The sequence below is a fragment of the Streptomyces sp. H27-H5 genome, from assembly GCF_026627505.1.
Taxonomy (GTDB): Bacteria; Actinomycetota; Actinomycetes; order Streptomycetales; family Streptomycetaceae; genus Streptomyces.
In genome coordinates, this window is record NZ_JAPNLK010000001.1 from 51,798 (window position 1) to 76,796 (window position 24,999).

Here is a 24,999-nt window from a genome sequence, read left to right on the forward strand (position 1 = left end):
CGTGTGGGCCGACGCCCTCACCCTTCTTGGTAACAGGGCCCCGATCCGGGTGGGCTGTCATGCGCGGCCATTGCGGTGACGTCGCCGCGCCGGCTTGACGCCGGGTCGGCGAGGTGCGGCGGGGTCCCGGTCGCGGGTTCCTTGCGTACGAAGGCCCTGCGCAGTGCGTGGTACGGGGCTTTCGGGTCGTGGAAGGTGGCCCGCATCAGGGCCAGCTCGGCCTCCCGGTGGGCGGCGAGCGGTCTGACGGCCTCGTCGCGGTCGCGGGCCGCCTTCTTTCCCGCGATCCGGGACGCCGTGGCGGGTGAGTCCGCCAGCAGTCCCGCGAGGCGGGTCGTCTCGGCGGCGAACGCGTCGGGGGCACAGGGCACCGTACGGTCGATCAGGCCGAGGCCTTCGGCGGCGGCGGCGCTCAGCGGCAGTGCGTCGGTGGTGAGTCGCTCCGCGACGGCGGCGCCCACGCGGCGGGGCAGGGTGTACGTCCAGTACTCGGATCCGTACAGGCCCATCAGCCGGTAGTGCGGGTTCAGGACGACGCCGGTACGACACCAGACCTCGTCGGCGGCGAGGGCCAGCATCGCCCCTCCGGCGGCGGCGTTCCCACCGAGGGCGGCCACGACCAGGCGGTCGGTGGTGGTCAGGACGGCCTCCACCAGGTCGTCCATGGCCTGGATGTTCGCCCAGGACTCGGCGGCGGGGTCGTCGGCCGCCTCGATGACGCCGAGGTGGATCCCGTTGGAGAAGAAGTCCCGGCCGCCGCCGAGCACCAGGACGGACGTGGGGCGCGAGCAGGCCTCGCGGTAGGCGTGCAGCAGGCGACGGCAGTGAGCGGTGGCCATGGCGCCGCCGGGGAAGGAGAACGACAGGACGCCGACCCGGCCCTCCTCCCGGTATTCGATGTCGCCCGGGGCTCCGGCGCCGTGCGGCCCGTTCGATCCGTCGCATGCGGGCGGGGCGGGCAGTTCGGGCAGGGGCGGCAGGCGATCGGCGAGGGCCAGGGTGGCGGGCAGTTTGACCGGAGCGGGTTGCCCGGGCCGGCGTCGGGCCCGGAGTTCGGGGATCCAGACGGCGCCGTCGGTCGTCGCCCGGCAGACGGCACCGTCGCGGGTGGCGAGCAGTTCGCCGGGGCGGCCGCGCAGCTCGTACTCGGGGCGACCGCCGTGCAGGTACCAGGCGTCGCCGAGGAGTTCGTCCAGTACGCCGGGCCGGGAGTCGGCCGCGCGGAGCGTGCGCAGGACCCGCTCGGTCGAATCCGCCTCCCAGTCGATCCGGCGGTCCTCCTGGCCCAGGTAGGGCCGGGTGCGGTGCGTGGTCTGGGGCCGCGGGGAGTACGTACCGGAGGCGAAGCGTTCCACGGCGGTCAGCACCGCCCGCAGGGCGGCGTCCGCGATCTCGCCCCGGTAGAGGTCGCTCTTGGCCACCTCGGGCAGGGGGCAGTCGGCGAACGCCCAGACGTCGCCGGCGTCCATCTCGCCGGTGGCCTGGAGGACGGTGACGCCCCACCGGTCCGCCCGGTCGAGGATCGCCCGGTCCAGGGAGGACGGGCCCCGGTCCCCGACCGGTCCCGGGTGCACGATGAGGCAGGTGTGGGCCTCCCAGACCTCCCGCGGCAGGGCCGTCGTCAGCATCGGCGCGATGATCAGGTCGGGTCGGTGGCGGCGCACCGCGTCGGCGAGGGGGACGCCGGGCGCGGCCAGCTCGACGGCGACGCGGTGACCGTGGTCCCGCAGCTCCGCGTGGACGCGCTGGGTCAGACTGTTGAACGCGCTCGCCACCAGCAGGATGTGCACACCGTCTCCCCGCTACCAGCCGCCGTCGGCGGACCGTGACCGGGCATCCCCGGCCGCCTGCGATCGTCGGGCACGCCGGAGCGGATGACGCGGCACGAAGCGCCGACGTCACTCGAAAGCGGGCCGAGCGCGCCGCCACCTGGCGGCCGGCCCGCCGCCCGTCGTTCGGCGCCCCGCCAAACCCGGCCGGGATCGGCGACGAATCATCAGTGGGTACGGCGGACCGACCACGGGGCCGGGGGCCGGCCCGGGACGGTGAGGATCATGACGGACGAGGCGTTCGAGAAGCTCCTGGTCGAGGCGCGCGCGGAGGCGCGGCGGGTGTGTCTGCCGCCTGCCGAACCGACCGGGGAACCGGACTTCGCGCTCAGGACGCAGCACGCCGAGTTCGGGGCGTCGGAGCACTGAAGGCGTCCGCCGGCCGGCCCGTCAGCCCGTCAAGCCGGTCAAGCCGGTCAAGCCGGTCAAGCCGGTCAAGGGGAGACTTCGGTGTGGCCGCACACCCATGCCAGGGCGTCGTGCACGCCCTGGGTGTAGTCGCGCGGCAGGGTCGTCAGCGGGCCCGCCTCCAGTTGCACCGTGGCGGCGTCCACCTCGGCCGTCAGCAGGTCCATGTCGGGCGTGCTCTCGGCCACGGCGCCGGTGACGGGGGCACCGTCGCCCCGTCCCAAGGCCCACTGGTAGCCGGTCAGGGCCCCGCGGGAGAGCTGGGTCCCCCCGTTCGGCCCGAAGGCGTCGGCCTCCAACGCGTCGTGGCGCTGTTCGACCTCGGCGCGGGGCCGGGTCCCGATACGGTCCGAATCGAACTGATCTGTTCGCTGCGTGGTCATACCACTACGTCTGTCCGTCGGGCATGCATTGATGTGCATGCGTGCACACCACACATGCGTGCGCAGCCCCACCCGGCTCACGTCAGCAGCGGCCGGTCCCGCGCGCGGATCGGGGCCTGGAGGGCGGTGCCGCCCGTCAGGTAGCGGTCGACCGCGGCGGCGACGGAGCGGCCCTCCGCGATCGCCCACACCACGAGGGACTGCCCGCGCCCGGCGTCGCCCGCCACGAACACCCCGTCCGTCGGCCGGGACGGACCGGCGAGCGCCGCGAAGTCGTCGTCCCGCGCGAAGTTGCCCTGCTCGTCCCGGATGAGCCCGAGCTGCCCGCCCAGGCCGCAGGCCCGTTCGGGCCCCGAGAAGCCGAGCGCCAGCAGCACCAGCCCGGCCTCGATCAGCCGCTCGGTGCCGGGCAGGGCGCCGCGCCGCGCGGGTTCCACGGCGGTCAGGTGCAGGGCCCGTACCCGGCCGGTCGCATCGCCTTCGAAGTGCAGGGTCGCGCAGGAGAAGGCTCGGGGATCGGCGCCGTGGCGGCCGCGGGCCTCCTCGTGGGCGTGGGAGATCCGGTAGACCTTCGGGTACACGGGCCAGGGCTGGGTGTCGGGCCGGGTGGGGCCGGGCTCGGGGTTGATGTCGAGCTGGACCACCGACAGGGCGCGCTGGCGCAGGGCCGTGCCCAGGCAGTCGGAGCCGGTGTCCCCGCCCCCGACGATGACCACGTGCCGTCCCGCGGCGGTGACCTCGGGTTCCGCGATGTCGCCCTCCGCGACCCTGTTCGCGCCGGTCAGGTAGTCCATGGCCTGGTGGATGCCGCGCAGCTCCCGACCCGGTACGGTCAGCTCCCTGCGCTCCATGGCGCCGACCGCGACGACGACGGCGTCGTACCGCCTGCGGAGGTCGGCCGCGTCGACCCGACCGCCGATGTCGCTGTCCGTACGGAAGACGGTGCCCTCGGCCCGCATCTGTTCGACGCGGCGGTCCAGGTGCGACTTCTCCATCTTGAACGCCGGGATGCCGTAGCGGAGCAGTCCGCCGATCCGGTCGGCCCGCTCGTGGACGACGACGGTGTGTCCGGCGCGGGTGAGCTGCTGGGCCGCGGCGAGGCCGGCGGGGCCGGACCCTATGACCGCGACGGTCTTGCCGCTGAGCCGGCCGGGCGGCGCCGGGACGGTGTAGGCGTGCTCCCACGCCTGGTCGGCGATGGTCTGCTCGACGTTCTTGATGGTCACCGCGTCGGCGTTGATCGTCAGGACGCAGGCGTCCTCGCAGGGGGCCGGGCAGAGCCGGCCGGTGAACTCGGGGAAGTTGTTCGTCGCGTGCAACCGGTCGGAGGCGGCCCGCCAGGCACCGTGGGCGGCGTACGCGTTCCATTCGGGGATCAGGTTCCCGAGGGGGCAGCCGGCGTGGCAGAACGGGATCCCGCAGTCCATGCACCGGTTCGCCTGCTCGGACACCAGGGGCAGCAGCGCCTGCCCGGCGTGGACCTCGCGCCAGTCGCCGAGCCGCTCGTCCGCGGGGCGCGCCGGAACGGGGCTGCGGGGCGTCCTGAGGAAGCCGAACGGATCGGTCATGCGCCGCCTCCAGGATTCACGCGCGGATACGGCGGTTCGACCAGGTTACGCCGCCTTTGTCAGTGTTTCCCGGGAGCCGGAAACGGGTGCTCCCGAACGTGACACCGGTCACTTCCCGTGACGCACGGGACATGACCTCGCCGCCCGGGGGCAGGCGGGCCCCACTGCACCATCACCGCGGGTCCGCCGCGGTGCGGAAATCGGAGGTACAGCGCGTCGTGTCGGAGCAACTGAGCATTCACACAGCCGGAAAGTGGCGGTCCGCGTCGACCGGCGCCACGAGGGAGATCCTGGATCCCGCCGACGGCACCGTGCTCGCGGTGGTCGCCGAGGGCAGCGCCGCCGATGCCGACGCGGCCGTCGGCGCCGCCCGCGCCGCCTTCGACGGCGGCGAGTGGCCGCAGACCCCGGTGGCCGAGCGCGCCGAGGTGCTGCGCCGCACGGCCGACCTGCTCCAGCGCGACCGGGAGCGGATCGCGCTCCTGGAGAGCCTGGACGCGGGCAAGACCCTCGAAGAGGGTCGCGTGGACGTGGACTGCGTCAGCGCCGCCTTCCGCTACTTCGCCGACCTCGTCATCGGCGAGGGCGGCGGCCGGGTCGTCGACGCCGGCTCCGCCGACATCCACAGCGTGGTCGTGCACGAGCCGGTCGGCGTGTGCGCCCTGATCACACCGTGGAACTATCCGCTGCTCCAGGCGAGCTGGAAGGTGGCCCCGGCGCTGGCCGCGGGCAACACCTTCGTCATCAAGCCCAGCGAGCTGACCCCGCTGAGCACGGTCGTCCTCGTCGAGCTGCTGGTGGAGGCCGGACTGCCCGCGGGCGTCGCCAACCTGGTGACCGGCGCCGGGGACCCGGTCGGCGCCCGTCTCTCGGCCCACCCCGACGTCGATCTCGTGTCGTTCACCGGCGGACTCGCCAGCGGTACGAAGGTCGCGCACGCCGCGGCCGACACCGTCAAGAAGGTCGCCCTCGAACTCGGCGGCAAGAACCCCAACGTCGTCTTCGCCGACGCCTGCGCCACCGCCGACGGCTTCGACACCGCCGTCGACCAGGCCCTGAACGCCGCCTTCATCCACAGCGGTCAGGTCTGCTCGGCCGGATCACGGCTGATCATCGAGGAGTCGGTGCGGGACCGCTTCGTCACCGAACTCGCCCGTCGCGCCGAGAAGATCCGTCTCGGTCGGGGCACCGACGCGGGCGTCGAGTGCGGCCCGATGGTCTCGGCCGCGCAGCGGGAACGGACCGAGTCGTTCGTCGCCTCCGCCCTCGCCGAGGGTGCCGTGCTGCGCGCCGGCGGCGAGCGCCCCGAGGGGCCGGGCAACTTCTACCGTCCGACCGTGCTGGACCGCTGCGACCGCCGGATGCGCGTGGTGCGCGAGGAGGTCTTCGGGCCGGTCCTGACCGTGGAGACGTTCCGCACCGAGGACGAGGCCGTGGCCCTGGCCAACGACACCGAGTACGGGCTCGCCGGCGCCGTGTGGACCTCCGACCAGGGCCGCGCCCGCCGGGTGGCGGGCCGACTGCGCCACGGCACCGTCTGGATCAACGACTTCCACCCCTACCTCCCGCAGGCGGAGTGGGGCGGTTTCGGGAAGTCCGGTGTCGGGCGCGAGCTCGGACCGTCGGGTCTCGCCGAGTACCGCGAGACGAAGCACGTCTACCAGAACCTGGCGCCGCGTCCCGTGCGCTGGTTCGCGGGCTGAAAGGGAGCATCTTCATGACGACGCACACGGACCTCGGCCAGAACGTCGCCGAGGAAACCATTCAGGAGTACGACTACGTCATCGTCGGCGGCGGCACCGCCGGCTCGGTGATCGCCGCCCGGCTGACGCAGGACCCGAACGTCACGGTCGCCGTCATCGAGGGCGGGCCGAGCGACGTCGACCGTCCGGACGTCCTCACCCTGCGCCGCTGGATGGGCCTGCTCGGCGGGGAACTCGACTACGACTACCCCACCACCGAGCAGCCGCGCGGCAACTCGCACATCAGACACAGCCGCGCCCGCGTCCTCGGCGGCTGCTCCTCGCACAACACCCTGATCGCGTTCAAGCCGCTGCCGTCCGACTGGGACGAGTGGTCGGACGCGGGCGCCGAGGGCTGGCACTCCGCCGCCATGGACCCGTACTTCGACCGGCTGCTGAACAACATCGTCCCCGTCGGCGAGGCCGACCGGAACGCCATCGCCCGCGACTTCGTCGACGCGGCCGAGCACGCGCTGGGCGTCCCCCGCGTCGAGGGCTTCAACGCGAAGCCGTTCCACGAGGGCGCCGGTTTCTTCGACCTCGCCTACCACCCGGAGACCAACAAGCGTTCCTCCGCCTCGGTGGCCTACCTGCACCCGATCATGGACGTGCGGGCGAACCTGACCCTGCTGCTGGAGACCTGGGCGTACCGGCTGGAGCTGGAGGGGACCCGGGCGCGCGGGGTCCACGTACGGTCCCAGGACGGCACCCGGTCGCTGCTGCGGGCCCGCCGCGAGGTCGTGGTGTGCGCGGGCGCGGTCGACACCCCCCGCCTGCTGCTGCACTCCGGCATCGGCCCGCGCGCGGACCTGGAGGCGCTCGGCATTCCCCCGGTCCACGACCTGCCCGGTGTCGGCGAGAACCTCCTCGACCACCCGGAGTCGGTGATCGTGTGGGAGACGGACGGTCCGATCCCCGAGAACTCGGCGATGGACAGCGACGCGGGCCTGTTCGTGCGGCGCGACCCCGCGGCCGCGGGCCCGGACCTGATGTTCCACTTCTACCAGGTCCCCTTCACCGACAACCCGGAGCGCATCGGCTACGAACGCCCCGCGCACGGCGTGTCGTTGACCCCGAACATCCCGAAGCCGCGCAGCCGCGGCCGGCTGTACCTGACCAGCGCGGACCCCGAGGTGAAACCCGCCCTGGACTTCCGGTACTTCACGGACGACGAGGACTACGACGCCCGCACGCTGGTCGACGGCATCAAGATCGCCCGCGAGATCGCGGCGACGGAGCCGCTGGCCGGATGGCTCAAGCGCGAGGTGTGCCCCGGTCCGGACATCACCGGCGACGAGGAGCTCAGCGCGTACGCCCGCTCCGTCGCCCACACCGTCTACCACCCCGCGGGCACCTGCCGCATGGGCGCGGCGGACGACCCCGGGGCCGTCGTGGGCCCGGACCTGAGGGTCCGGGGCCTGGACGGGATCCGGATCGCGGACGCGTCGGTCTTCCCGACGATGCCCGCGGTCAATCCGATGATCGGAGTGCTCATGGTCGGCGAGAAAGCCGCCGAGCTGCTGGGAGGCGCCACGCGATGAACCCGAAGACGCACACGACCGACGAGAGCTCCAACGGATCGACTCCCGACACCCGACCGCCGGTGTTCGCTGTCGACGGCCTCTGGAAGGTCTTCGGCCCCCGCGCCGCGGCCGCCAAGGTGCCCGGATCCGCCCACGCCGGCCTGTCCACCGCCGAGTTGCGCGAACGCACCGGCTGTACCGCGGCCGTCCGAGACGTCAGCTTCGACGTCCGCAGGGGCGAAGCCTTCGTCGTGATGGGCCTGTCCGGCTCCGGCAAGTCCACGCTCGTCCGCTGTCTGACCCGCCTGATCGAGCCCACCGCGGGCTCCCTCTCCATCGACGGCGAGGACGTGCTGGCCATGGACCGGGCCAGGCTGCGTGAGCTGCGCCGGCACCGCGCCGCCATGGTCTTCCAGCACTTCGGCCTGCTGCCCCACCGCTCGGTGCTGGACAACGTCGCCTACGGCCTGGAGATCCAGGGAATGGGCCGCGCCGAGCGGCGCGCCAAGGCCGCCGAGATGACCGTCAAGGTCGGGCTCGAAGGCCTGGAGGAGCGCCGCCCCGGCGAGCTGTCCGGCGGCCAGCAGCAGCGCGTCGGCCTCGCCCGGGCCCTCGCCGCCGACCCCGAGGTCCTGCTGTTCGACGAACCGTTCAGCGCCCTGGACCCGCTGATCCGCCGGGAGATGCAGGAGGAGGTGGCCCGCCTGCACCACGAGGAGGGCCGCACCATGGTCTTCATCACCCACGACCTGTCCGAGGCCCTGCGCCTCGGTGACCGGATCGCCCTCATGCGCGACGGTGAGATCGTGCAGCTCGGCACGCCCGAGGAGATCGTCGGCTCCCCCGCCGACGACTACGTGCGGGACTTCGTCCGCGACGTGCCCCGCGAGCAGGTGCTCACCGTGCGCAGCGCCATGCGTCCCGCGTCCGCCGCCGAGGCCGAACAGGGCCCGGCGCTGAACCCGACCACCACCGTCGTCGACGCCATCGAGGCCGTCGCCCGCAGCGGTGGCCCTGCGCGGGTCGTCGACCAGGGCCGCTGTCTCGGCGTGGTCGACGACGCGGCGCTGCTCGCCGTCGTCGCCGGGATACCCGCCCCCCGGACCGGGGAGGTGGCCGCATGAGAACCGGCGCCGTCCGCAACGTCCCCGCGCCCCGGCGGTGGTGGCGATGACCTCCACCACGACGCCCGTGCGCGAGCCCGCCTCGTCGTCCGCGCCGCAGGACACGAAGCCGCCCACCGGCGGTTCGTCCCCCTCCCCCGACGGCTCCTCGTCCCGTCGCCCCGGGTCCCGGCTCCCCTTCCGTGTCGGTCGCAGGGTCCTGCCCCTCGCCGTCGCCGCGGCCGTGGTGGTCACGCTCGGAGTCCTCTTCCCCGGCGCGGGCAGTTGGCCCGGCGCCCTTGCCGTGGACCTGTCGGGTCCCCTCGGCCGGGCCGGCGACTGGATCATCGACCACCGTGACAGCCACCCGCTGTTCCTCTACTTCTTCGGGCACGTCAGCAACGTGGTCGTGGTGTCCGTCCGCGCCGTGTACGTGATCCTGCTCGCCGCCGGCTGGACCGGTGTCACCGCGCTGGCCGGTCTCGTCGCCTGGCGCCTCGCCGGTGTCCGGCTCGCCCTGACCTCGATGGCCGCCTTCGCGGTCTGCGGCCTGCTCGGCATGTGGATCCCCACCATGCAGACCCTGGCCCTGATGGTCGTGGCGGTCGCCGCCTCGGTCGTCGTCGGCGGGCTGCTCGGCCTGGCCGCCGGGTTGTCGCCGCGCACCGAGCGCGTCCTGCGCCCCGTGCTCGACACCATGCAGATCCTGCCCGCGTTCGCGTACCTGCTGCCGATGGTGCTGGTCTTCGGCATCGGCGTGCCCGCCGCCGTGCTCGCCACCGTCGTCTACGCCGCCCCGCCCATGGCGCGCCTGACGGCGCTCGGGCTGCGCGATGCCGACGCGGGAGTCCTGGAGGCCGCCGCCTCGCTCGGCGCGACCGGCCGCCAGCGGCTGCTGACCGCGCGCCTTCCGCTGGCGCGCCGGCAGATCCTGCTCGGCGTCAACCAGGCCATCATGATGGGCCTGTCCATGGCCGTGATCGCCTCCGTGATCGGTGCGGGCGGCCTCGGCGACCGGGTCTACCAGGCCCTCGCCTCCGTCGACGTCGGCGCGGCGCTCGCCGCGGGCATCCCGATCGTGCTGCTGGCCGTCGTCCTCGACCGCACGGCCGACGCGGCGGGTGCCCGGCTCGGCTCCAACCCGCCCCAGGCCGCCGAGCAGCACTTCCTGCGCCGCGTCTTCGCGGGCTGGTACGGGCGTCTGCTCTGCCTCCTCGCGGTCGTCGCGGTGGCCGTGGCCGGCCGGATGCTGGGCACCTCGCAGTGGCCCGACTCCTGGAAGGTGTCCCTCGCCGAACCCGTCAACCGGGCCGTGGCCTGGATGACCGACCACCTCTACTCCGGGGTTCCCGTCGTCGGCGGCACCGCCGACTGGGCGGCCCGCTTCACCGGGTGGCTCCTGGACCCGCTGCGCTCCGGACTCCAGGCCTCCCCGTGGTGGCTGCTCCTGCTGCTGGTCGGCGCGATCGGCGTCCTCGTCGGTACCCGGCGCACCGCGCTGACCGCCGTGCTCGCCCTGGCCGCCATCGGCGTGCTCGGGGTGTGGGAGCCCGCGCTGGACACGCTCTCGCAGGTGCTCGCCGCCGTCGCGGTGACCCTGATGCTCGGCTTCGCGATCTCCATCGGCGCCGCCCGCAGCGCCCGCGCGGAGCGGCTGCTGCGGCCCGTGCTCGACGTGTGCCAGACGATGCCCCAGTTCGTGTACCTCATCCCGGTCGTCGCCCTCTTCGGAGTGGGCCGCGCCCCGGCGGCGGCCGCCGCCGTCGTGTACGCGCTGCCCGCCGTCGTCCGCATCACCACGCAGGGGCTGCGCGAGGTCAACCCGGCCGCGATGGAGTCCGCCCGCTCCCTCGGGGCGACCGGCTCCCAGCAGCTGCGGCAGGTACAGCTTCCCCTGGCCCGGCCGGCGCTGCTGCTGGCCGTCAACCAGGCCGTCGTGCTGGTCCTCGCCGTCGTCATCATCGGCGGTCTGGTCGGCGGTGGCGCCCTCGGCTACGACGTCGTCCTGGGCCTGGCCCAGGGTGACCTGGCCACCGGACTGGTCGCGGGTGCAGCGATCGTCTGCCTGGGCCTGATGCTCGACCGTGTCACCCAGCCCGCGACGAAGACGAAGGAGGCCTGAGATGCCCGAGACGCGAACCCTTCCCGTGAGACGTACCCGCCGACGGATCGTCGCCGCGCTCGCCGCGGCGAGCACCCTGGCCGTCGTCACCGGCTGCGGAGCGGCCGACATGACCCGCCAGGCGTCCCCGTACGCGGACGCCCAGGGCGCGAAGACGGTCACGCTCTCCGTGCAGTCGTGGGTCGGCGCGCAGGCCAACACGGCCGTGGCGGGCTACCTGCTCGAACACGAGCTGGGCTACCGGGTCGACACCGTCCAGGTGGACGAGGTGCCCGCGTGGGACGCCCTCAGCCAGGGCCGGGTCGACGCGATCCTGGAGGACTGGGGCCACCCCGAGCAGCAGAAGCGGTACGTCGAGGACAAGAAGACCATCGTCAACGGCGGTGACCTCGGGGTGACCGGCCACATCGGCTGGTTCGTCCCGACCTACTTCGCGAAGCAGCACCCGGACGTCACCGACTGGAAGAACCTCGGCAAGTACACCGACCAGCTGCGCACGCCCGAGAGCCGCGGCAAGGGTCAGCTGATGGACGGCTCGCCTTCGTACGTGACGAACGACAAGGCGCTGGTGAAGAACCTGAAGCTGGACCTGGAGGTGGTCTTCGCCGGTTCCGAGGCCGCCCAGATCACCCAGATCAAGCAGTTCGCCAAGGAGAAGAAGCCCTTCCTGACGTACTGGTACAAGCCCCAGTGGCTCTTCGAGCGGGTTCCGATGACCGAGGTGAAGCTGCCCGAGTACGAGGAGGGCTGCGACGCCGACCCCGAGAAGGTGGCCTGCGCCTACCCGCACACGCCGTTGCAGAAGTACCTGAACGCGCGGTTCGCGGACGACGGCGGGAAGGCCGCCGGGTTCCTGAAGAAGTTCCACTGGACCGTGGCGGAACAGAACGAGGTCGCCCTGATGATCGCCGAGGAGAAGCTGTCGCCTCAGCAGGCGGCGAAGAAGTGGGTGGAGCGGAACGAGGACGTCTGGCGTCCCTGGATCCGCTGACCCCTCCCGGGTTCGCGACGGCGCCCCGCCACCGGAGTTCCGGTGGCGGGGCGCCGTCGTGTCCGCGCTGCGCTCGGCTACCAGCCGAAGCGGCGGTCGGCCTCCCGCTCGAACTCCTCGAACGTCAGCACCCCGTCGCCGTCGAGGTTGGCCCGGTCGAAGAGGGCCGACGAGGCGTCGACGTCGCTGACGCCCCAGAAGGGCAGGATGCCGGTGGAGGCGAGGGTGGGCCCCTTCGTCCGCAGGGCCGAGATCACCTCGACGCGCGTCAGGACGCCGTCGCTGTCGAGATCGAGTGCGTCGAAGAGCTTGCGGGCCTTCTCGCTCATGACGTCGTCCTTTCCGCAGGAGGGGGCGGGTTCGGAGGTCCGGTCCGCCGGACCGACAGCCTATGACCCCCTCGGCGGGCCGTGCGGCCCGGTCTCCCGTATCCCGGTATCCGCGTGGGCCCGGTCGACGCGGGCGGTGCGCGCGGGCGGTCAGTGCGGGCGGGCGGCCCGTACGGTGCCCGGGGCGGCGGCCGGCGCGTGGGTCGGGGATCCGTCGAACCGTGCCAGGTAGCCGTGGCGCAGCAGGTTCTCGTAGAGGTGGTCCAGTACGCCGGCCGGCCCGTTGATCGCGGCGTCGCAGCGTGCCGTGCCGCGGCTGTCGGTGACGGCCGTGCACAGCGTGCGCTCGCGCCGGGCGTCGCTGAAGACCACCGTCCGACCGGGTACGGGGGTGCCGTGGGCGGTGGTGAGGGTGCCCGACAGGCCCTTGACCGTCAGGACCTGCGGGTGGGATTCCCGCCGGGCGGTGGCGTCGGTCGTTCGCAGACGGGTCGGCGCGGGCGGGATCGCCAGGCCGGTGGGGGTGTTCAGGCCGGTGACGGGCAGGGTGCTCTGGCCGCCGCCGTTCGGGGCGAGGCGCACGACCCGGTTGTTGAAGGCGTCCGCGACGTACAGGTTTCCGCGCCAGTCGAGGGCCAGTCCCAGCGGGTCGTTGAGCCCGACGGCGGGAACCGTGCTCTGGCCGCCGCCGGCCGCCACCCGCACGACCCGGTTGTTGCCGGTGTCGGACACGTACAGGTTGCCGCCGGGGTCCAGGACGATCCCGGCGGGCTGGGAGAGACCGGTGGTGGGGACGGTGCTCTGGCCTCCGCCGGCCGCGGCCAGCTTCACGACGCGGTCGTTGACGAAGTCGGATACGTACAGGGCACCTTCGGCATCGAAGGCCAGGCCCCACGGGTGCAGCAGCCCACTGGTGGGGACGGTGCTCTGGCCGCTGCCGTCGGCGTGCACCTTGACGACGCGGTCGTTGAAGCTGTCGGCGATGTACAGGTCGCCCGCGTCGTCCAGGGCCAGCCCGAGGGGGCGGGACAGTCCGTCGGTCGCCACCGTGGTCTGCGGCCCGCCGTCGGAGGGGATCCGTACGACCCGGTTGTTGCCGGTGTCGGAGACGTACAGGTCGCCCGCCGCGTCGGCGACCATGCCGGTGGGGCGGACCAGGTCGGTGGTGGGGACCGTGCTCTGACCGCCGCTGCCGTCGACGGGCGTCTTCACGACCCGGTTGTTGCCGTAGTCGGAGATGTACAGGGGGGTCGGGGCGGCCCCGGGGCCGGGCTCGGAGGCGGCCGCCGTGCCGACCGGGCCGAGCCCGAACGCGCACAGGGACACCAACACGAGCACGGAGCCGAGCCGCCGGCCGGCGCCCCCCGGCCTGCGCAGGGTCTCGGGAACTGCGGAACGGGGCACGGTCCACCTACCTGTCATGATCGTCCGGCCGCCGAGGCTAGACCCCGGGCCGTGCCCGTTCCCCGGCACCACGCCACGGCCCGACGGGCTTACACACGGACGGCAGGCGTACCCGCTTCCGTGCCCGCTCTCGTGCCCGCTCCCGCACCCGATGCCGCGCCGGCTCCCGCGCCCGACGCCGCGTCGATCGCCTCGTCCAGGACCTCTCGGGTACGCAGCAGGTCGGTGATGAGCCCGTCGATGCGCTGCCGCTCGGTACGGAGCTCGGCCACCAGCTTCGGCGTCGCGTTCCCGGACGGCCCGCCGTCCGCGTCGCGCAGGCACGGGAGCAGCTCCGCGATCTTCCTGCTGTGGAGGCCGGCCGCGAAGAGCGCCTGGATGCGGATGAGGCGGTCGACCGCCCAGTCCCCGTAGTCGCGATGGCCGCCGGGAGTTCGGCCGGGGGTGAGCAGCCCTTGCGTCTCGTAGTAGCGCAGCGATCTCTCGCTCACGCCGGTGGCCCCTGCCAGTTCACCGGTCCGCATGTCCCATCTCCTCCATCTCCGCACGGACTTGAACCTGACACTGATGGCAACTCCTACGTATGTGGGAGGCGCGTCCGGGTACACCGACTACCCCGCCCTGGCCGACGCCTGAGCGGCGAGGCGGGGCGGGGGCGGAGTCGTCCGGGCTGGTTCGTCCGGGCTGTCGGGTCCGGGCCGTTTCGTCCTGGCCGTTTCGTCTGGGTGGGGTCTGCCGGGTCCTGGCGGGTTCACGCGGGCACGCTTGTCCAGGCGGGTCCCGTCGGTCGGGTCCCGCCGGTCAGATCCTGCCGGTCGCTCGTGCCACGTAGAACCCGAGGACGGCGACCAGTCCGATGACGACCAGCCAGGACGCGGGGCTGGTGTGCCTGCCTCTCCGCGCGGGCCGCTGCCGTCGCTTCGAGCGCCCCGGGCGACGCTGCGCCGATCCGGCCGTCGAGGGGCCGGCCGCGGTCTCCGCGAGGAGCCGGCGGCACACCGCGGCGAGTTCCCCCGTACCGGCGGAGAGGCTGGCGACGGCCTCGCTGCGCGCGGGGGCCGTCGTACCGCCTTCGAGTATCCGACCGGCCCGCAGCAGCACCTCGTCGCGTCCGGCGCTGGGGGCCAGGCTGATCCAGCGCTGGACGTGCTCCCCCCGGATGACGACGCCGCCGGCGCGGTCCCGGTAGACGGTGTGTTCCCGCCACAGAACCTCGGCCAACTCCGTCGCGGTCTCTTTCAGTTGCCCGCTCATCCCCGCCCCCGTCACTTCACTGATCGAACAAACACGGCACATTAGCGGCAGGCACCGACAACGCCCTCGGCGGGGTGCCTGAGCCGATCAGCCGCAAGGCCTCCGACCGCAGGCCACGGGCCTCGGTCGAGGGCATCGCGTCTTGGGGCCCCCTCACCGGCGGTTCCGGCGCCGCATCCTGCCAGTCACTCCAACAGGGCGGCCGTGAAGGTCTCGTGGTGAGCCACCAGCCACTGCTGGATGCGGTCCCCACGCTGCCAACCACCACGCCCGGACAGCGCCTGGGTATAGCAGGTCGAAATCGATCAGGCCTACGGCGCGGCCGTCGCGAATGACGACGTTCTCCGGGCACACGCCGGCTTCCGAGGCCGGGGCACACATCCAACGGCCGACCGAAGCACCGGGGTGATGGGCGCGCGCCTGTGGTACGGACGTGGGTGTCAGTGCCGGAGCCGGGCCTTCGGCGCCCATCCCTTCGAGGTCCGGGTGGCTTCGTCCGGGCCTTCCCCGTCGCGGCGTTGCCGCTCCGTGGTGCAGAGGATCGTCCCGGTGACGGCGAGCGGCATGGAGAGCACGAGGGCTGCGAGAAGTTCGGCGAGGTCGCGTGCGACGGCCCTCGCCCCGGACGGCCCGCGCGAGGTGGGCGGCTTCCGCCTCGTCGCCCGGCACGGCGCAGGCGGCATGGGCCGCGTCTACCTCTCCCACACCCCCGGCGGGCGGCCCGTGGCCCTCAAGGTGGTCCGGCCGGAACTGGCGGCGGACCACGAATTCCACCGTCGTTTCGCCCAGGAGGTCGCCAGCGCCCGGCGCATCCACGGCCTCTACACCGCGCAGGTCGTCGGCTCGGGCACCGAGGAGGCCGGCCCCTGGCCGGCCACCGCCTACGTACCGGGCCCCTCGCTCCAGCAGGTCATCGACGAGCACCGCATCCTGCCGCTGCGCACCGCGCGGGGGTCCGATCCCTCGTCACGCCGGCGCGCTGCGCCGCGGAGCCACCGCTCCGGCCGTACCGTCCTGGCCGTGGCGGCGGCCCTGGTCCTCGGTGCGTGCGGACACGCGCCGAACCGCCCACCCGCCGAACCCCCGCACCGCCCCACCCGCCGGTCAGCCGACCGGGCGGGCGAGGTCGCGCACGGTGGCCATGTCGCTGAAGGGCAGGAGCGCTTCGCCGACGATCTGGTGCGGTTCGCTGCCCTTGCCGGCGATCAGTACGACGTCCTGCGGCCCCGCGGCGGACAGGGCGAGGCCGATCGCCCGGCGGCGGTCGGCCGACCGCTCGTACGGTGTGCCGGTGGACTCGATGCCCGGGGCGATCTGGTCGAGGATCGCCTCGGGGTCCTCGTTGCGGGGATTGTCCGAGGTGAGGACGCACAGGTCGGAATGGGTTCCGGCGATCCGGCCCATTTCCACCCGCTTGGTGGTGTCCCGGTCGCCGCCGCAGCCGAAGACGGTGATGACCCGGCCGCGCGCGAAGCCGCGGATGGCCGTGAGCACCTTGTCCAGGGAGTCGGGCGAGTGCGCGTAGTCCACGATGACGGACGTGCCGGCGGGGGTCACGAAGCGTTCGAAGCGCCCGGGGACGGCCGGCATCAGGGCGAGCGCGGCGATCAATCCGTCCAGGTCGTGTCCCAGGACGTGGCAGGCCGCCACCGCGGCCAGCGCGTTGGAGACGGAGAACCGACCCGGGACCGGGATCGCCGCCGCGTACTCCCGGCCGGCGTGACGCAGGGTGAAGCGGGTCCCGGAGGCGTCCGCCACCAGATCCGAGGCCCGGTAGTCGGCCTCGGTGTCGACGGCGTACGTGGTGACCGCGCCCGGCATCATCGCCTGGATCCCCGCCCCCACCGGGTCGTCGAGGTTGACCACGGCCTGCCGGCACAGGCCTTGGAACAGGCGCAGTTTGGCGTCCGTGTAGCGCGCCATCGTGCCGTGGTCGTCCAGGTGGTCCTGGGTCAGGTTGGTGAAGACTCCGACGTCGATGAACGTCCGGTCCACCCGGTACGTCTGCAGGGCCATGGAGGTGGCTTCCAACACCACGGTGCCGGTGCCCCGGTCCCGCATGTGGCCCAGGAGGTACTGGAGGTCCGGCGATTCCGGTGTGGTCAGCACCGACGGGGGCATCGGGATCATCTCGTCGCCGATCCGGCTGCCCGCGGTCCCGATCACCCCCACCGCGGCGCCCTCGGAGATCCTCAGCAGCGACTCGACCATGTACGAGATGGAGGTCTTCCCGTTGGTCCCGGTGACGGCCACCATGTCCATCTGCCGGCCGGGCTCGGTGAAGTAGCGGGAGGAGACGACCGCCGCCGCCTTCCGGGTGTCGGACACCCGTACGACGCACACTCCGGGAGTCGCCGCCGGGCCCCGGTGCGGGGCGGCCGCCCCGTCGTCGTCGACGAGAACCGCCACCGCACCTCGGGCGAGGGCCGCGCCGATGGCGGCGGGGCCGCCGGCGTCGTGGCCGGGCACGGCGATGAAGAGGGAGCCCGGTGTCACCCGGTCCACGTCGAAGGTGGTGCCCGCGGTGATCAGCGTGGCCTCTGTGTCGCCCTGGAGGACGTGGTGGTCGTGGCCTGTCAGCAACCCGCTCAACTTCACGGTGGTCCCTTCGAAGGTGGCGGGGGCCGGGGTGCGGCCGCCGCCGGGCGGCAGCCCCGACGGCGTGTCGGAACCGCGGTGATGGCGGGAGGTGCGATGGTGCGCGCCCGAACCCCCGGGTCCCGTGGCGCGTGTCCCGTGGCGCATGGGTTCGACCGGGTGCGAGGTGCGGGGAGGGTGCGGAATGCGAGGTGCGGCGTGATGAAGACGGGCCACGAGGTGCGGCGTACGGAGTGCGAGCCGCGGAGTCCGGTGCCGGGCACGCCTGTCAGGGCGCGGCGGTCGGGTCCGGAGGGCGGCTCCGGGGCGCTGCCCGACGGCAGGGACGCGCCGGGCCGGGAGCGGTGGGGCTTTCGCTAGCCGTGACCGTGCAGGGCGCCGCGGCCGACCGTGGGGGCCTGGCCTTCGGCCGCGGTCCGGGGGTTCACGCCCGTACGGTTCGCGGCGGCCGCACGCGCGGCGGACCCGGCGCGGTGCCGGTACTCCCCCGTGATGCGTGTGCGGTCCATGGGCCGAGTCTACGGCCGCCCGCCCCGCCCCGGATGCCACACGGACCTCTCGGTCGGCGCGGTCGCCGCGCCGCGCCGCCGATCGGTTGAACCGGGGTGCCGCGAGGCGTCGGGGCGGCGTCCGGGGGGCACGCAGCTCGGGTGACCTCGACCGACCTGCGGCCGGCCCCGCCCCCGCGCTCCACCGCCCGCCGCGCGCTGCTCGCCGGTTCGGTCGGAAACCTCGTCGAGTGGTACGAGTTCGGCGTGTACGGCGCCTTCGCCACCGTCATCGCCGCCAACTTCTTCACCCCGGACCCGGGCGCCGGAGCCGGTCCGGGGACGGGCGGGGCCGCAGCGCTGATGGCGACCTATGCCTCGTTCGCGCTCGCGCTCTTCTTCCGCCCGGTGGGTGCCCTCCTCTTCGGGCGGCTGGGGGACCGCCTGGGACGGCGCCCCACCCTGATCCTGGTCGTCGGCCTGATGACGCTCGCCACCACCCTGATCGGGCTGCTGCCCACGCAGGCCACCGTCGGCGCCGCCGCGCCCTGGCTGCTCACGTTCCTGCGGGTGCTGCAAGGGATCTCCGCGGGCGGGGAGTTCGGCGGGGCGGTGGCCCTGATGACGGAGTCCGCCCCGGTCGGCCGTCGCGGTCTCCACGGGGCGTGGCAGTCGTTCACCGTCGCACTGGGTCTGCTCGCCGGCGCCGGCACGGCCGCCGGCCTGGCTGCGGTGCTGTCCCCGTCCGCACTGTACGCGTGGGGCTGGCGGATCCCGTTCCTGCTGGCCCTGCCGCTCGGTGTCGTCGCGCTGTGGTTGCGTACCGCGCTGGAGGAGCCCCCCGGCACTCCCCCGGGCCCTGCCCCCGGCCGGCACCCGGAAGGGGCCTTCGCCCCCGGTACCGGGGAGCCGCGGCGACGGGGCGAGCAGGCCCGCGCCGTCGTCCTCGGTGTCGGGCGGGTCATGGGCTGGTCGGCGGCCGGGTACACCTTCCTCGTGGTCCTGCCGTCCCACCTCCAGTCCGCCCTGGGCGTCTCCTTCCGCGAGGCCCTGCCGGCCGCCGTGCTCGCCAACCTGGGCTTCGCCGCCTCGATCCTTCCCGCCGGGATACTCAGCGACCGGATCGGCCGGCGGCCCGTCATGCTCGCGGGGGCGCTCGGTGTCGTCGTGTTCTCCCTCCCCGTCCTGCGGGTCCTCCAGTCGCCCGGGGCCGCGCCCGGGGTGAAGGTGGCGGCCCTCCTGTTCGCGGGGGCGTTGATCGGGCTGATGGCGGGCCCGGGACCGGCGATGCTCGCCGAGATGTTCCCGCGCCGTGTGCGCTGCACCGGGCTCGGGTTGGCGTACGCGCTGGCCAACGCCGTGTTCTCCGGCTGTGCGGGTCTGGTCATCACCGCCCTGACCGCCCGGACGGGGAACACGGCCGTCCCCGCCTACTACGCCGCCGGTGTCTGCGCCCTGAGCTGCGTGGCTCTGCTGAGCCTGCGCGGCGACGACCATCGGGAGCCCCTGCGATGAGAGTGATCGGCCTGATGTCGGGCACCTCGTACGACGCCGTCGACGCCGCCGCCTGCGACCTCGAACGGGGGCACGGTGACGCGGCCGGGGAACTGCGCCTCACACCCCTGGGCATGATCGGCGAACCGTACCCGGCCGATCTGCGGGAGGCGCTCGCGGCGGCCCTGCCGCCGGCGGGCACGAGCCTGGCCGAGGTCTGTCGGCTGGACACCGGCATCGGGCGGGCCTTCGCCCGGCTGGCCGCCCGCGCCGACCGTGAACTCTGTTCAGGTGGCGCGGAGTTGATCGCATCCCACGGCCAGACCGTGTACCACTGGGTGGCGGACGGGCGGGTACACGGCACGCTCCAGCTCGGCGAGCCCGCCTGGATCGCGGAGAAGACGGGCCGTCCGGTGGTGTCGGGATTCCGGCCGCGCGACGTCGCGGCCGGCGGCCAGGGCGCACCGCTGGTGAGCCTGATCGACCTGATGCTGTTGCGGGGGCGGCCCGGTGTGTCCGCGGCCCTGAACATCGGCGGCATCGCGAACGTGACGGTCTCGGCGCCGACCGGCGACCCGGTGGCGTTCGACACCGGCCCCGGCAACGCGCTGATGGACGCGACGGTGCGCGAACTGACCTCCGGGCGCCTCGCGTACGACGAGGACGGCGCGCTCGCCGCGGCCGGGCGGGTGCACGAGGGCTTGCTGGAGCGGCTGTTGGCGGAGCCCTACTACCGTCTGCCCCCGCCGAAGACCACGGGCAAGGAGTTGTTCCACGCCGGCTACGCGGGCTCCCGGCCCGCGGGGTTCGAGCGGCTGCCCGGGCCGGACGTGATCGCCACGCTGACCCGGCTGACGGCCCGGACCGTGGCCGACGCGCTGCGACCGTTCGGGGTGGGGGAGGTCTTCGCCTCGGGAGGGGGCGTCCGCAATCCGACGCTCATGGGCATGCTGCGCGAGGAGCTGGGCTCCGGCGTGCTGCGGACCTCCGAGGAGCTGGGGTTGCCCGCGGCGGCGAAGGAGGCGTACGCGTTCGCGGTCCTCGGGTACCTCACCCTGCACGGCCTCCCGGGCAACGCCCCGCCGTGCACGGGCGCGGTCGGGCCCCGCGTCCTGGGGTCGATCACCCCGGGTGCCCGCCCCCTGCGCCTGCCGGCGGGCCCGTCGGAGGCCCCGTACGCACTGGTCGTACGGAGCCCGGACCCGCGATGAGACAGGTGCTCCCGGGACCGACGGGCGGCCCCGGGGACCCGATCGGGCACCCGGGACCGACTCCGCGCCACCCGCCGCCGGCTCACCGCATGACGCGCGGCAGGCGCAGGCTGAGCAGGGCCGTCAGCGCGATCAGACCCAACTGGACGATCAGGGTCACGACGAGGGCGTCCCGCATGCCCGTCGACGCGGCCAGGGCGAGGAAGAGACTGCCGACGGTCGCGACACCGAGGGCGAGGGCGGACTGCTGGGTGGTGACCATGACCCCGCCGCCCACGCCGGCCCGGTCGGCCGGTACGTCGGAGAGCATCAGCCGCATCAGGACGGGGAGTTGCAGACCTTGGCCGAGTCCGGCGACGGCGACGCCGGGAGCCAGGGCGAGGATTCCGAGATCGGGCCAGTCCCGTCGCACCGCGAGGAGCATCAGGCAGACGCCGATCGCCTGGAGCAGGCCGCCCGCCGTGACCACCCGGGTGCCGTACCGTCCGACCAGTCGAGGACCGGCGAGGGACGCGGCGAAGAAGGCCACCGCCATCGGCACCAGGGTCAGTCCGGCCGCCACGGGTCCCATGTGCAGGGCCTGTTGGAGGACGACCGCGATCACGAACATGAAGCCGCTGAAGCCGATGGAGAACGGCACCAGCATCACCAGTCCGCGCCGCAGCGAGTCCAGGCGCAGCAGGCTCGGCGGTACGAGGGGGCTCTGTCCGAGGCGGTCGGCGCGCCGTTCCGTCAGGTAGAAGGCGGTGGCGGAGAAGGGGAAGACCGCCAGCGAGAGCCAGGTCCACAGCGGCCAGCCGGCGGCCCGTCCCTCGGTCAGCGGCAGCAGCAGGGACACCAGGGTCAGGGCCAGCAGCAGGGTTCCCGGCACGTCGACCGACGCGGGGCGTTCGGACCGGGTCTCCGGGACGGCGCGGACCGCCAGGACCAGGCCGACGATCACCACGGGGACGTTCACGAGGAAGACCGAGCGCCAGCCGGTGCCGGCCACGTCGGCGGCGACGAGGACTCCGCCGAGGATCTGCCCGGCGACCATGGACAGCCCGGCCGTGGCCCCGTACAGGCTCATCGCGCGGGCCCGGTGGGCGCCCTGGGTGGTGGCCTGGATGGTGGCGAGCACCTGCGGGAGCATCAGCGCGGCGGCGACTCCCTGGGCCACGCGGGCCGCGACGAGCGTCCAGGCCGTGGGGGCGAGGCCGCAGGCGAGCGAGGTGAACCCGAAGGCGGCCATGCCGATCAGGAAGAGCCGGCGCCGCCCGGCCATGTCGCCGAGCCGGCCGCCGAGGACCAGCAGGACGGCGTACGTGACCCCGTAGCCGGCGACGATCAGTTCCAGCAGCGCCGGGCCGGCGGCCAGGTCCCGGTCGATGGTGGGCAGCGCGACGTTGACGATGAAGAAGTCGATCAGCGGCAGGGCCGCTCCGAGGAGGACCGTGAACAGGCCGAGCGGGGTGATGCCCGCGGCGGTCCGGGGGGCCGGTTCCGTGCGGCCGGCGGCCGGGGGGACGGCCGGAGTCGGATGGGTCGTGCGTACCGTTGTCTCAGTCACGTCCCCGACGATCCTCCCCTTCGGAGCCGGGTACCAGAGTCTCCTTATCCTGGTACCAGCAGTACCTGGCAACCGGCTGAGCGGTGAGGCACCCTGGACCCATGACCACTGTGGCCCCCGAGAGCGACGTCCGCCGGCACGAGCTGGCCGAGTTCCTGCGCAGCCGGCGGGAGCGGATCACGCCCGAGCAGGTGGGGCTGCCGCCCGGGCGGCGCCGGCGTACGCCCGGGCTGCGCCGCGAGGAGGTGGCGCAGTTGTCGGCGGTCGGCGTCACCTGGTACACGTGGCTGGAGCAGGCCCGGGAGATCCAGGTGTCCCCGCAGGTGCTGGACGCCGTGGCGCGCGCCCTGCTGCTGCTGGACCCCACCGAGCGCGCGCACCTCTTCTCGCTGGCCGGCAGCCTCGACCCGGCGCCGAACACCCCCTGCCCGAGCGTGACGCCCGCGCTGCGGGCGATGCTCGACCAACTGGGGCCGATCCCGGCGTGCGTGCAGAACAGCCGGTACGACATCCTCGCGTACAACGCCACCTACGGGCGGCTGCTGTGCGATCTGGACAGCCTGCCGCCCGAGGACCGGAACTGCATGTGGTTGGCGTTCACCGATCCGCAGTGGCGGGCGGCCATGGTCGACGTGCCCGACGTGAACCGGGTGATGGCGGCCAAGTTCCGCGCGTCGATGGCGGAGCACCTGGCCGAGCCGGCCTGGAAGACGCTGCTCGCCCGGCTGGACGCGGCCTCGGCGGAGTTCCGGGAGATCTGGGCGCGGCACGAGGTGGTCGGCCTGGGCGGCAAGTCCAAGTACATCCGCAACCCGCACGTGGGGCTGCTCCACGTCGAGCAGACCAATCTGTGGTTGGGCCCGACGGCGGGGCCGCGCCTGATGACGTACGTACCGCTGGACGAGGAGACGCGCTCGCGGCTGGAACGCCTGTCGCGCATGGAGCACCTCGACCGCCCGGGCCTCCCGGGCAGCCCGGGCCGCCCGGGCCGCCCGGGAGAAGATCGCGATGCCGCTTGACGGTATGTACGGTATGTACGGCCATGACGACCGTCGACCGACAGCGGGCGGGCAGCAGGTGGACAGCAAGGGGAGGCGTACCGGTGCACGGTGAATTCAAGGTGCCGGGTGGCAAGCTCGTCGTCGTGGACCTGGACGTCGAATCCGCCGGGAGCGGCGACGTACTGTGCGACGTGCGGGTGGCCGGCGACTTCTTCCTCGAACCGGACGAGGCCATCCTCGCCATCGACCGTGCGTTGACCGGCGCACCCGCCGACGCCCCCGCCGAACAGCTCGCGGCCCGCGTCGAGGCGGCGCTCCCCCCGGGCACGGTGATGTTCGGGTTCTCGGCGGAGGCCGTGGGGATCGCCGTCCGGCGGGCCGTGGCGCACGCCACCGACTGGACGGACTACGACTGGCAGCTGATCCACGACGCCCCCCAGTCCCCCGCCCTGCACATGGCCCTGGACGAGGTGCTGACGGCCGAGGTCGCCGCCGGACGGCGACCGCCGACGCTTCGGATGTGGGAGTGGGGAGCGCCGGCGGTGGTGATCGGGAGCTTCCAGTCGCTGCGCAACGAGGTGGACTCGCGGGCGTTGGAGGAGCACGGGATGACGGTGGTGCGCCGGATCAGCGGCGGCGGCGCCATGTTCATCGAGCCGGGCAACACCATCACGTACTCCCTGAGCGTGCCGGACGCGCTCGTGCGGGGACTGTCGTTCGCCGACAGCTATGCCTACCTCGACGACTGGGTGTTGGGGGCCCTGGACGGCATGGGTGTGAAGGCCTGGTACCAGCCCCTCAACGACATCGCCACCGAGTCGGGGAAGATCGCGGGCGCCGCGCAGAAGCGCCTGGCCGGGGCGCACGGCGCGGTCCTGCACCACGTGACCATGGCGTACGACATCGACGCGGACAAGATGCTCGACGTGCTCCGCATCGGCAGGGAGAAGCTGTCGGACAAGGGGACGAAGAGCGCGAAGAAGCGGGTGGACCCGCTGCGCCGCCAGACCGGGCTGCCGCGGGACGCGGTCATGCGGCGGATGATCGAGTCCTTCCGGGGCCGGTACGGGCTGTCGGAGGGCTCGGTCACGCCCGAGGAGATGGCGCGGGCGCGGGAGTTGGCGGCCGACAAGTTCGGCTCCGAGGAGTGGACCGCGCGCGTTCCGTGACCCGCCCGGTGGCGGGCGGCGCGGCTGCGCCCGAGGGCCGGCGCCGTCCTCCGAGGGTACGGTTCGCTAGAGTCCGCCCATGAACGATCAAGTACGCGCCCCCTTCGGAGACTTCACCGACGTCCAGCCCGCCCTGGACGTGTCCGACCGGCTCGCGCGGCCGGTCGCCGACGCTCTGAGGGACTGGGCCTCGCGGGAGGCGGCGCGGTCCGTGCTGTACGTGGACACCGACCCCGCCAAGGCCGACACCGCCGCGTTCTGCGAGGCGTACGACGTCCCCCTCGACGCGTCCGCGAACTGCGTGGTCGTCGCCGCGAAGCGCGGCGGGGAGACCACCCTGGCCGCCTGCCTCGCCCTCGCCGACACCCGGGTGGACGTGAACACCGCGGTGCGCAAGCACCTTTCGGCGCGGAAGGTGTCGTTCGCTGCCATGGACACCGCCGTCGAGGAGACTGGCATGGAGTACGGCGGGATCACCCCGCTCGGGCTGCCCGCCACCTGGTCGCTGCTGATCGACGCGGCCGTGGCCGAGGCCCCGTTCGTCCTCGTCGGCAGCGGACGACGGCGCGGCAAGCTGATCCTGCCGGGATGGGCACTGGCCGAACTCCCGGGCGTCTCGGTACTGGCGGGCCTCGCGGCCTGACGCCGGCCCCACGTCGGCCCGCACGCCCGGCGGCGGAACCCTGGGAGGCCTCGGAACCGGGACCGGGTGCGGGACCGAGTGCAGGTACGGGTGCGGGTGCGGGTGCGCACGGTGTTGCACGCTGGATGTCACGTGCCGTCACGATCACGGCGGTGCGTGGACGTTCACCGAGCCCGTGCCTGACCACATC

22 protein-coding genes are annotated in these 24,999 nt (G+C 73.5%); 11 read left to right on the plus strand and 11 right to left on the minus strand.

The annotated features are described in order from the left end of the window. Positions 1-17: 17 nt before the first annotated feature. Positions 18-1,790 (minus strand): enoyl-CoA hydratase-related protein, encoded by a 1,773-nt coding sequence (locus OTB19_RS00290; protein ID WP_267795850.1) that lies wholly within the window; start codon positions 1,788-1,790, stop codon positions 18-20. Positions 1,791-2,054: 264 nt separating this feature from the next. Between OTB19_RS00290 and OTB19_RS00295 the strand changes: the two genes are divergently transcribed. Then, entirely contained in the window at positions 2,055-2,198 is a 144-nt protein-coding gene (locus tag OTB19_RS00295) for a hypothetical protein (RefSeq protein WP_267795851.1), read from the plus strand. A gap of 65 nt (positions 2,199-2,263) precedes the next feature. On the opposite strand, the gene OTB19_RS00300 is transcribed toward OTB19_RS00295, so the two are convergent. Further along, entirely contained in the window at positions 2,264-2,620 is a 357-nt protein-coding gene (locus OTB19_RS00300) for a hypothetical protein (protein WP_267795852.1), read from the minus strand. A gap of 77 nt (positions 2,621-2,697) precedes the next feature. Next, positions 2,698-4,188: a glutamate synthase subunit beta gene (locus OTB19_RS00305; RefSeq protein ID WP_267795853.1), complete on the minus strand. Its 1,491-nt coding sequence runs from the start codon at positions 4,186-4,188 to the stop codon at positions 2,698-2,700. Positions 4,189-4,406: 218 nt separating this feature from the next. On the opposite strand from OTB19_RS00305, the gene OTB19_RS00310 reads away from it, so the two are divergent. Genes OTB19_RS00310 through OTB19_RS00330 form a run of 5 tightly spaced genes read left to right on the plus strand, consistent with a single transcriptional unit; the run spans position 4,407 to position 11,669 of the window. After that, positions 4,407-5,891: an aldehyde dehydrogenase family protein gene (locus tag OTB19_RS00310; RefSeq protein WP_267795854.1), complete on the plus strand. Its 1,485-nt coding sequence runs from the start codon at positions 4,407-4,409 to the stop codon at positions 5,889-5,891. Between the two features lie 14 nt (positions 5,892-5,905). Next, a complete protein-coding gene (locus OTB19_RS00315; protein WP_267795855.1) occupies positions 5,906-7,471 on the plus strand; it encodes a GMC family oxidoreductase in 1,566 nt (521 codons plus the stop codon). Then, entirely contained in the window at positions 7,468-8,577 is a 1,110-nt protein-coding gene (locus OTB19_RS00320) for a quaternary amine ABC transporter ATP-binding protein (protein ID WP_267795856.1), read from the plus strand. The genes OTB19_RS00315 and OTB19_RS00320 overlap by 4 nt, the downstream gene beginning before the upstream one ends. 46 nt (positions 8,578-8,623) lie before the next feature. Then, positions 8,624-10,678 carry an ABC transporter permease subunit gene (locus tag OTB19_RS00325; protein ID WP_267795857.1) on the plus strand — a complete coding sequence of 685 codons (2,055 nt, stop codon included), beginning with the start codon at positions 8,624-8,626 and terminating at the stop codon, positions 10,676-10,678. 1 nt (position 10,679) lies between these two features. Beyond that, the gene (locus OTB19_RS00330; RefSeq protein ID WP_267795858.1) at positions 10,680-11,669 is read left to right on the plus strand and encodes an ABC transporter substrate-binding protein; all 990 of its coding nucleotides are present in this window, start codon (positions 10,680-10,682) and stop codon (positions 11,667-11,669) included. A gap of 77 nt (positions 11,670-11,746) precedes the next feature. Here the strand turns inward: OTB19_RS00330 and OTB19_RS00335 are convergent, their stop codons facing one another. The 7 genes from OTB19_RS00335 to OTB19_RS00370 all read right to left on the minus strand — a co-directional run bounded on the left by OTB19_RS00335 (position 11,747) and on the right by OTB19_RS00370 (position 17,763). Next, a complete protein-coding gene (locus OTB19_RS00335; protein ID WP_267795859.1) occupies positions 11,747-11,998 on the minus strand; it encodes an EF-hand domain-containing protein in 252 nt (83 codons plus the stop codon). A 150-nt stretch (positions 11,999-12,148) separates the two neighbouring features. Continuing rightward, positions 12,149-13,402, minus strand: a complete 1,254-nt coding sequence (locus tag OTB19_RS00340) for a hypothetical protein (protein WP_324290490.1) — start codon at positions 13,400-13,402, stop codon at positions 12,149-12,151. 89 nt (positions 13,403-13,491) lie between these two features. Then, entirely contained in the window at positions 13,492-13,926 is a 435-nt protein-coding gene (locus OTB19_RS00345; RefSeq protein ID WP_267795860.1) for a MerR family transcriptional regulator, read from the minus strand. A 277-nt stretch (positions 13,927-14,203) separates the two neighbouring features. Then, positions 14,204-14,656 (minus strand): hypothetical protein, encoded by a 453-nt coding sequence (locus OTB19_RS00350; RefSeq protein ID WP_267795861.1) that lies wholly within the window; start codon positions 14,654-14,656, stop codon positions 14,204-14,206. A 440-nt stretch (positions 14,657-15,096) separates the two neighbouring features. Continuing rightward, positions 15,097-15,339, minus strand: coding sequence for a hypothetical protein (locus OTB19_RS00355; RefSeq protein WP_267795862.1), 243 nt, complete (start codon positions 15,337-15,339; stop codon positions 15,097-15,099). 421 nt (positions 15,340-15,760) lie between these two features. Next, complete coding sequence (locus tag OTB19_RS00365; protein ID WP_267795863.1) at positions 15,761-17,254, minus strand: UDP-N-acetylmuramoyl-L-alanyl-D-glutamate--2,6-diaminopimelate ligase; 1,494 nt, start codon at positions 17,252-17,254, stop codon at positions 15,761-15,763. Positions 17,255-17,610: 356 nt separating this feature from the next. Then, positions 17,611-17,763 carry a hypothetical protein gene (locus tag OTB19_RS00370; RefSeq protein WP_267795864.1) on the minus strand — a complete coding sequence of 51 codons (153 nt, stop codon included), beginning with the start codon at positions 17,761-17,763 and terminating at the stop codon, positions 17,611-17,613. A 141-nt stretch (positions 17,764-17,904) separates the two neighbouring features. On the opposite strand from OTB19_RS00370, the gene OTB19_RS00375 reads away from it, so the two are divergent. Continuing rightward, positions 17,905-19,257 carry an MFS transporter gene (locus tag OTB19_RS00375; RefSeq protein ID WP_267795865.1) on the plus strand — a complete coding sequence of 451 codons (1,353 nt, stop codon included), beginning with the start codon at positions 17,905-17,907 and terminating at the stop codon, positions 19,255-19,257. Continuing rightward, the gene (locus OTB19_RS00380; RefSeq protein WP_267795866.1) at positions 19,254-20,447 is read left to right on the plus strand and encodes an anhydro-N-acetylmuramic acid kinase; all 1,194 of its coding nucleotides are present in this window, start codon (positions 19,254-19,256) and stop codon (positions 20,445-20,447) included. Before OTB19_RS00375 ends, OTB19_RS00380 begins: the two co-directional genes overlap by 4 nt. An 82-nt stretch (positions 20,448-20,529) precedes the next feature. Here OTB19_RS00380 and OTB19_RS00385 read toward each other — a convergent pair whose 3' ends face one another. Continuing rightward, the gene (locus tag OTB19_RS00385; protein WP_267795867.1) at positions 20,530-21,996 is read right to left on the minus strand and encodes an MFS transporter; all 1,467 of its coding nucleotides are present in this window, start codon (positions 21,994-21,996) and stop codon (positions 20,530-20,532) included. A 101-nt stretch (positions 21,997-22,097) separates the two neighbouring features. On the opposite strand from OTB19_RS00385, the gene OTB19_RS00390 reads away from it, so the two are divergent. The 3 genes from OTB19_RS00390 to OTB19_RS00400 all read left to right on the plus strand — a co-directional run bounded on the left by OTB19_RS00390 (position 22,098) and on the right by OTB19_RS00400 (position 24,809). Next, positions 22,098-23,015: a helix-turn-helix transcriptional regulator gene (locus OTB19_RS00390; protein ID WP_267795868.1), complete on the plus strand. Its 918-nt coding sequence runs from the start codon at positions 22,098-22,100 to the stop codon at positions 23,013-23,015. Positions 23,016-23,098: 83 nt separating this feature from the next. After that, positions 23,099-24,166: a lipoate--protein ligase family protein gene (locus OTB19_RS00395; RefSeq protein ID WP_267795869.1), complete on the plus strand. Its 1,068-nt coding sequence runs from the start codon at positions 23,099-23,101 to the stop codon at positions 24,164-24,166. A gap of 79 nt (positions 24,167-24,245) precedes the next feature. Further along, the gene (locus tag OTB19_RS00400) at positions 24,246-24,809 is read left to right on the plus strand and encodes a YbaK/EbsC family protein (protein ID WP_267795870.1); all 564 of its coding nucleotides are present in this window, start codon (positions 24,246-24,248) and stop codon (positions 24,807-24,809) included. Positions 24,810-24,999: the final 190 nt, after the last annotated feature.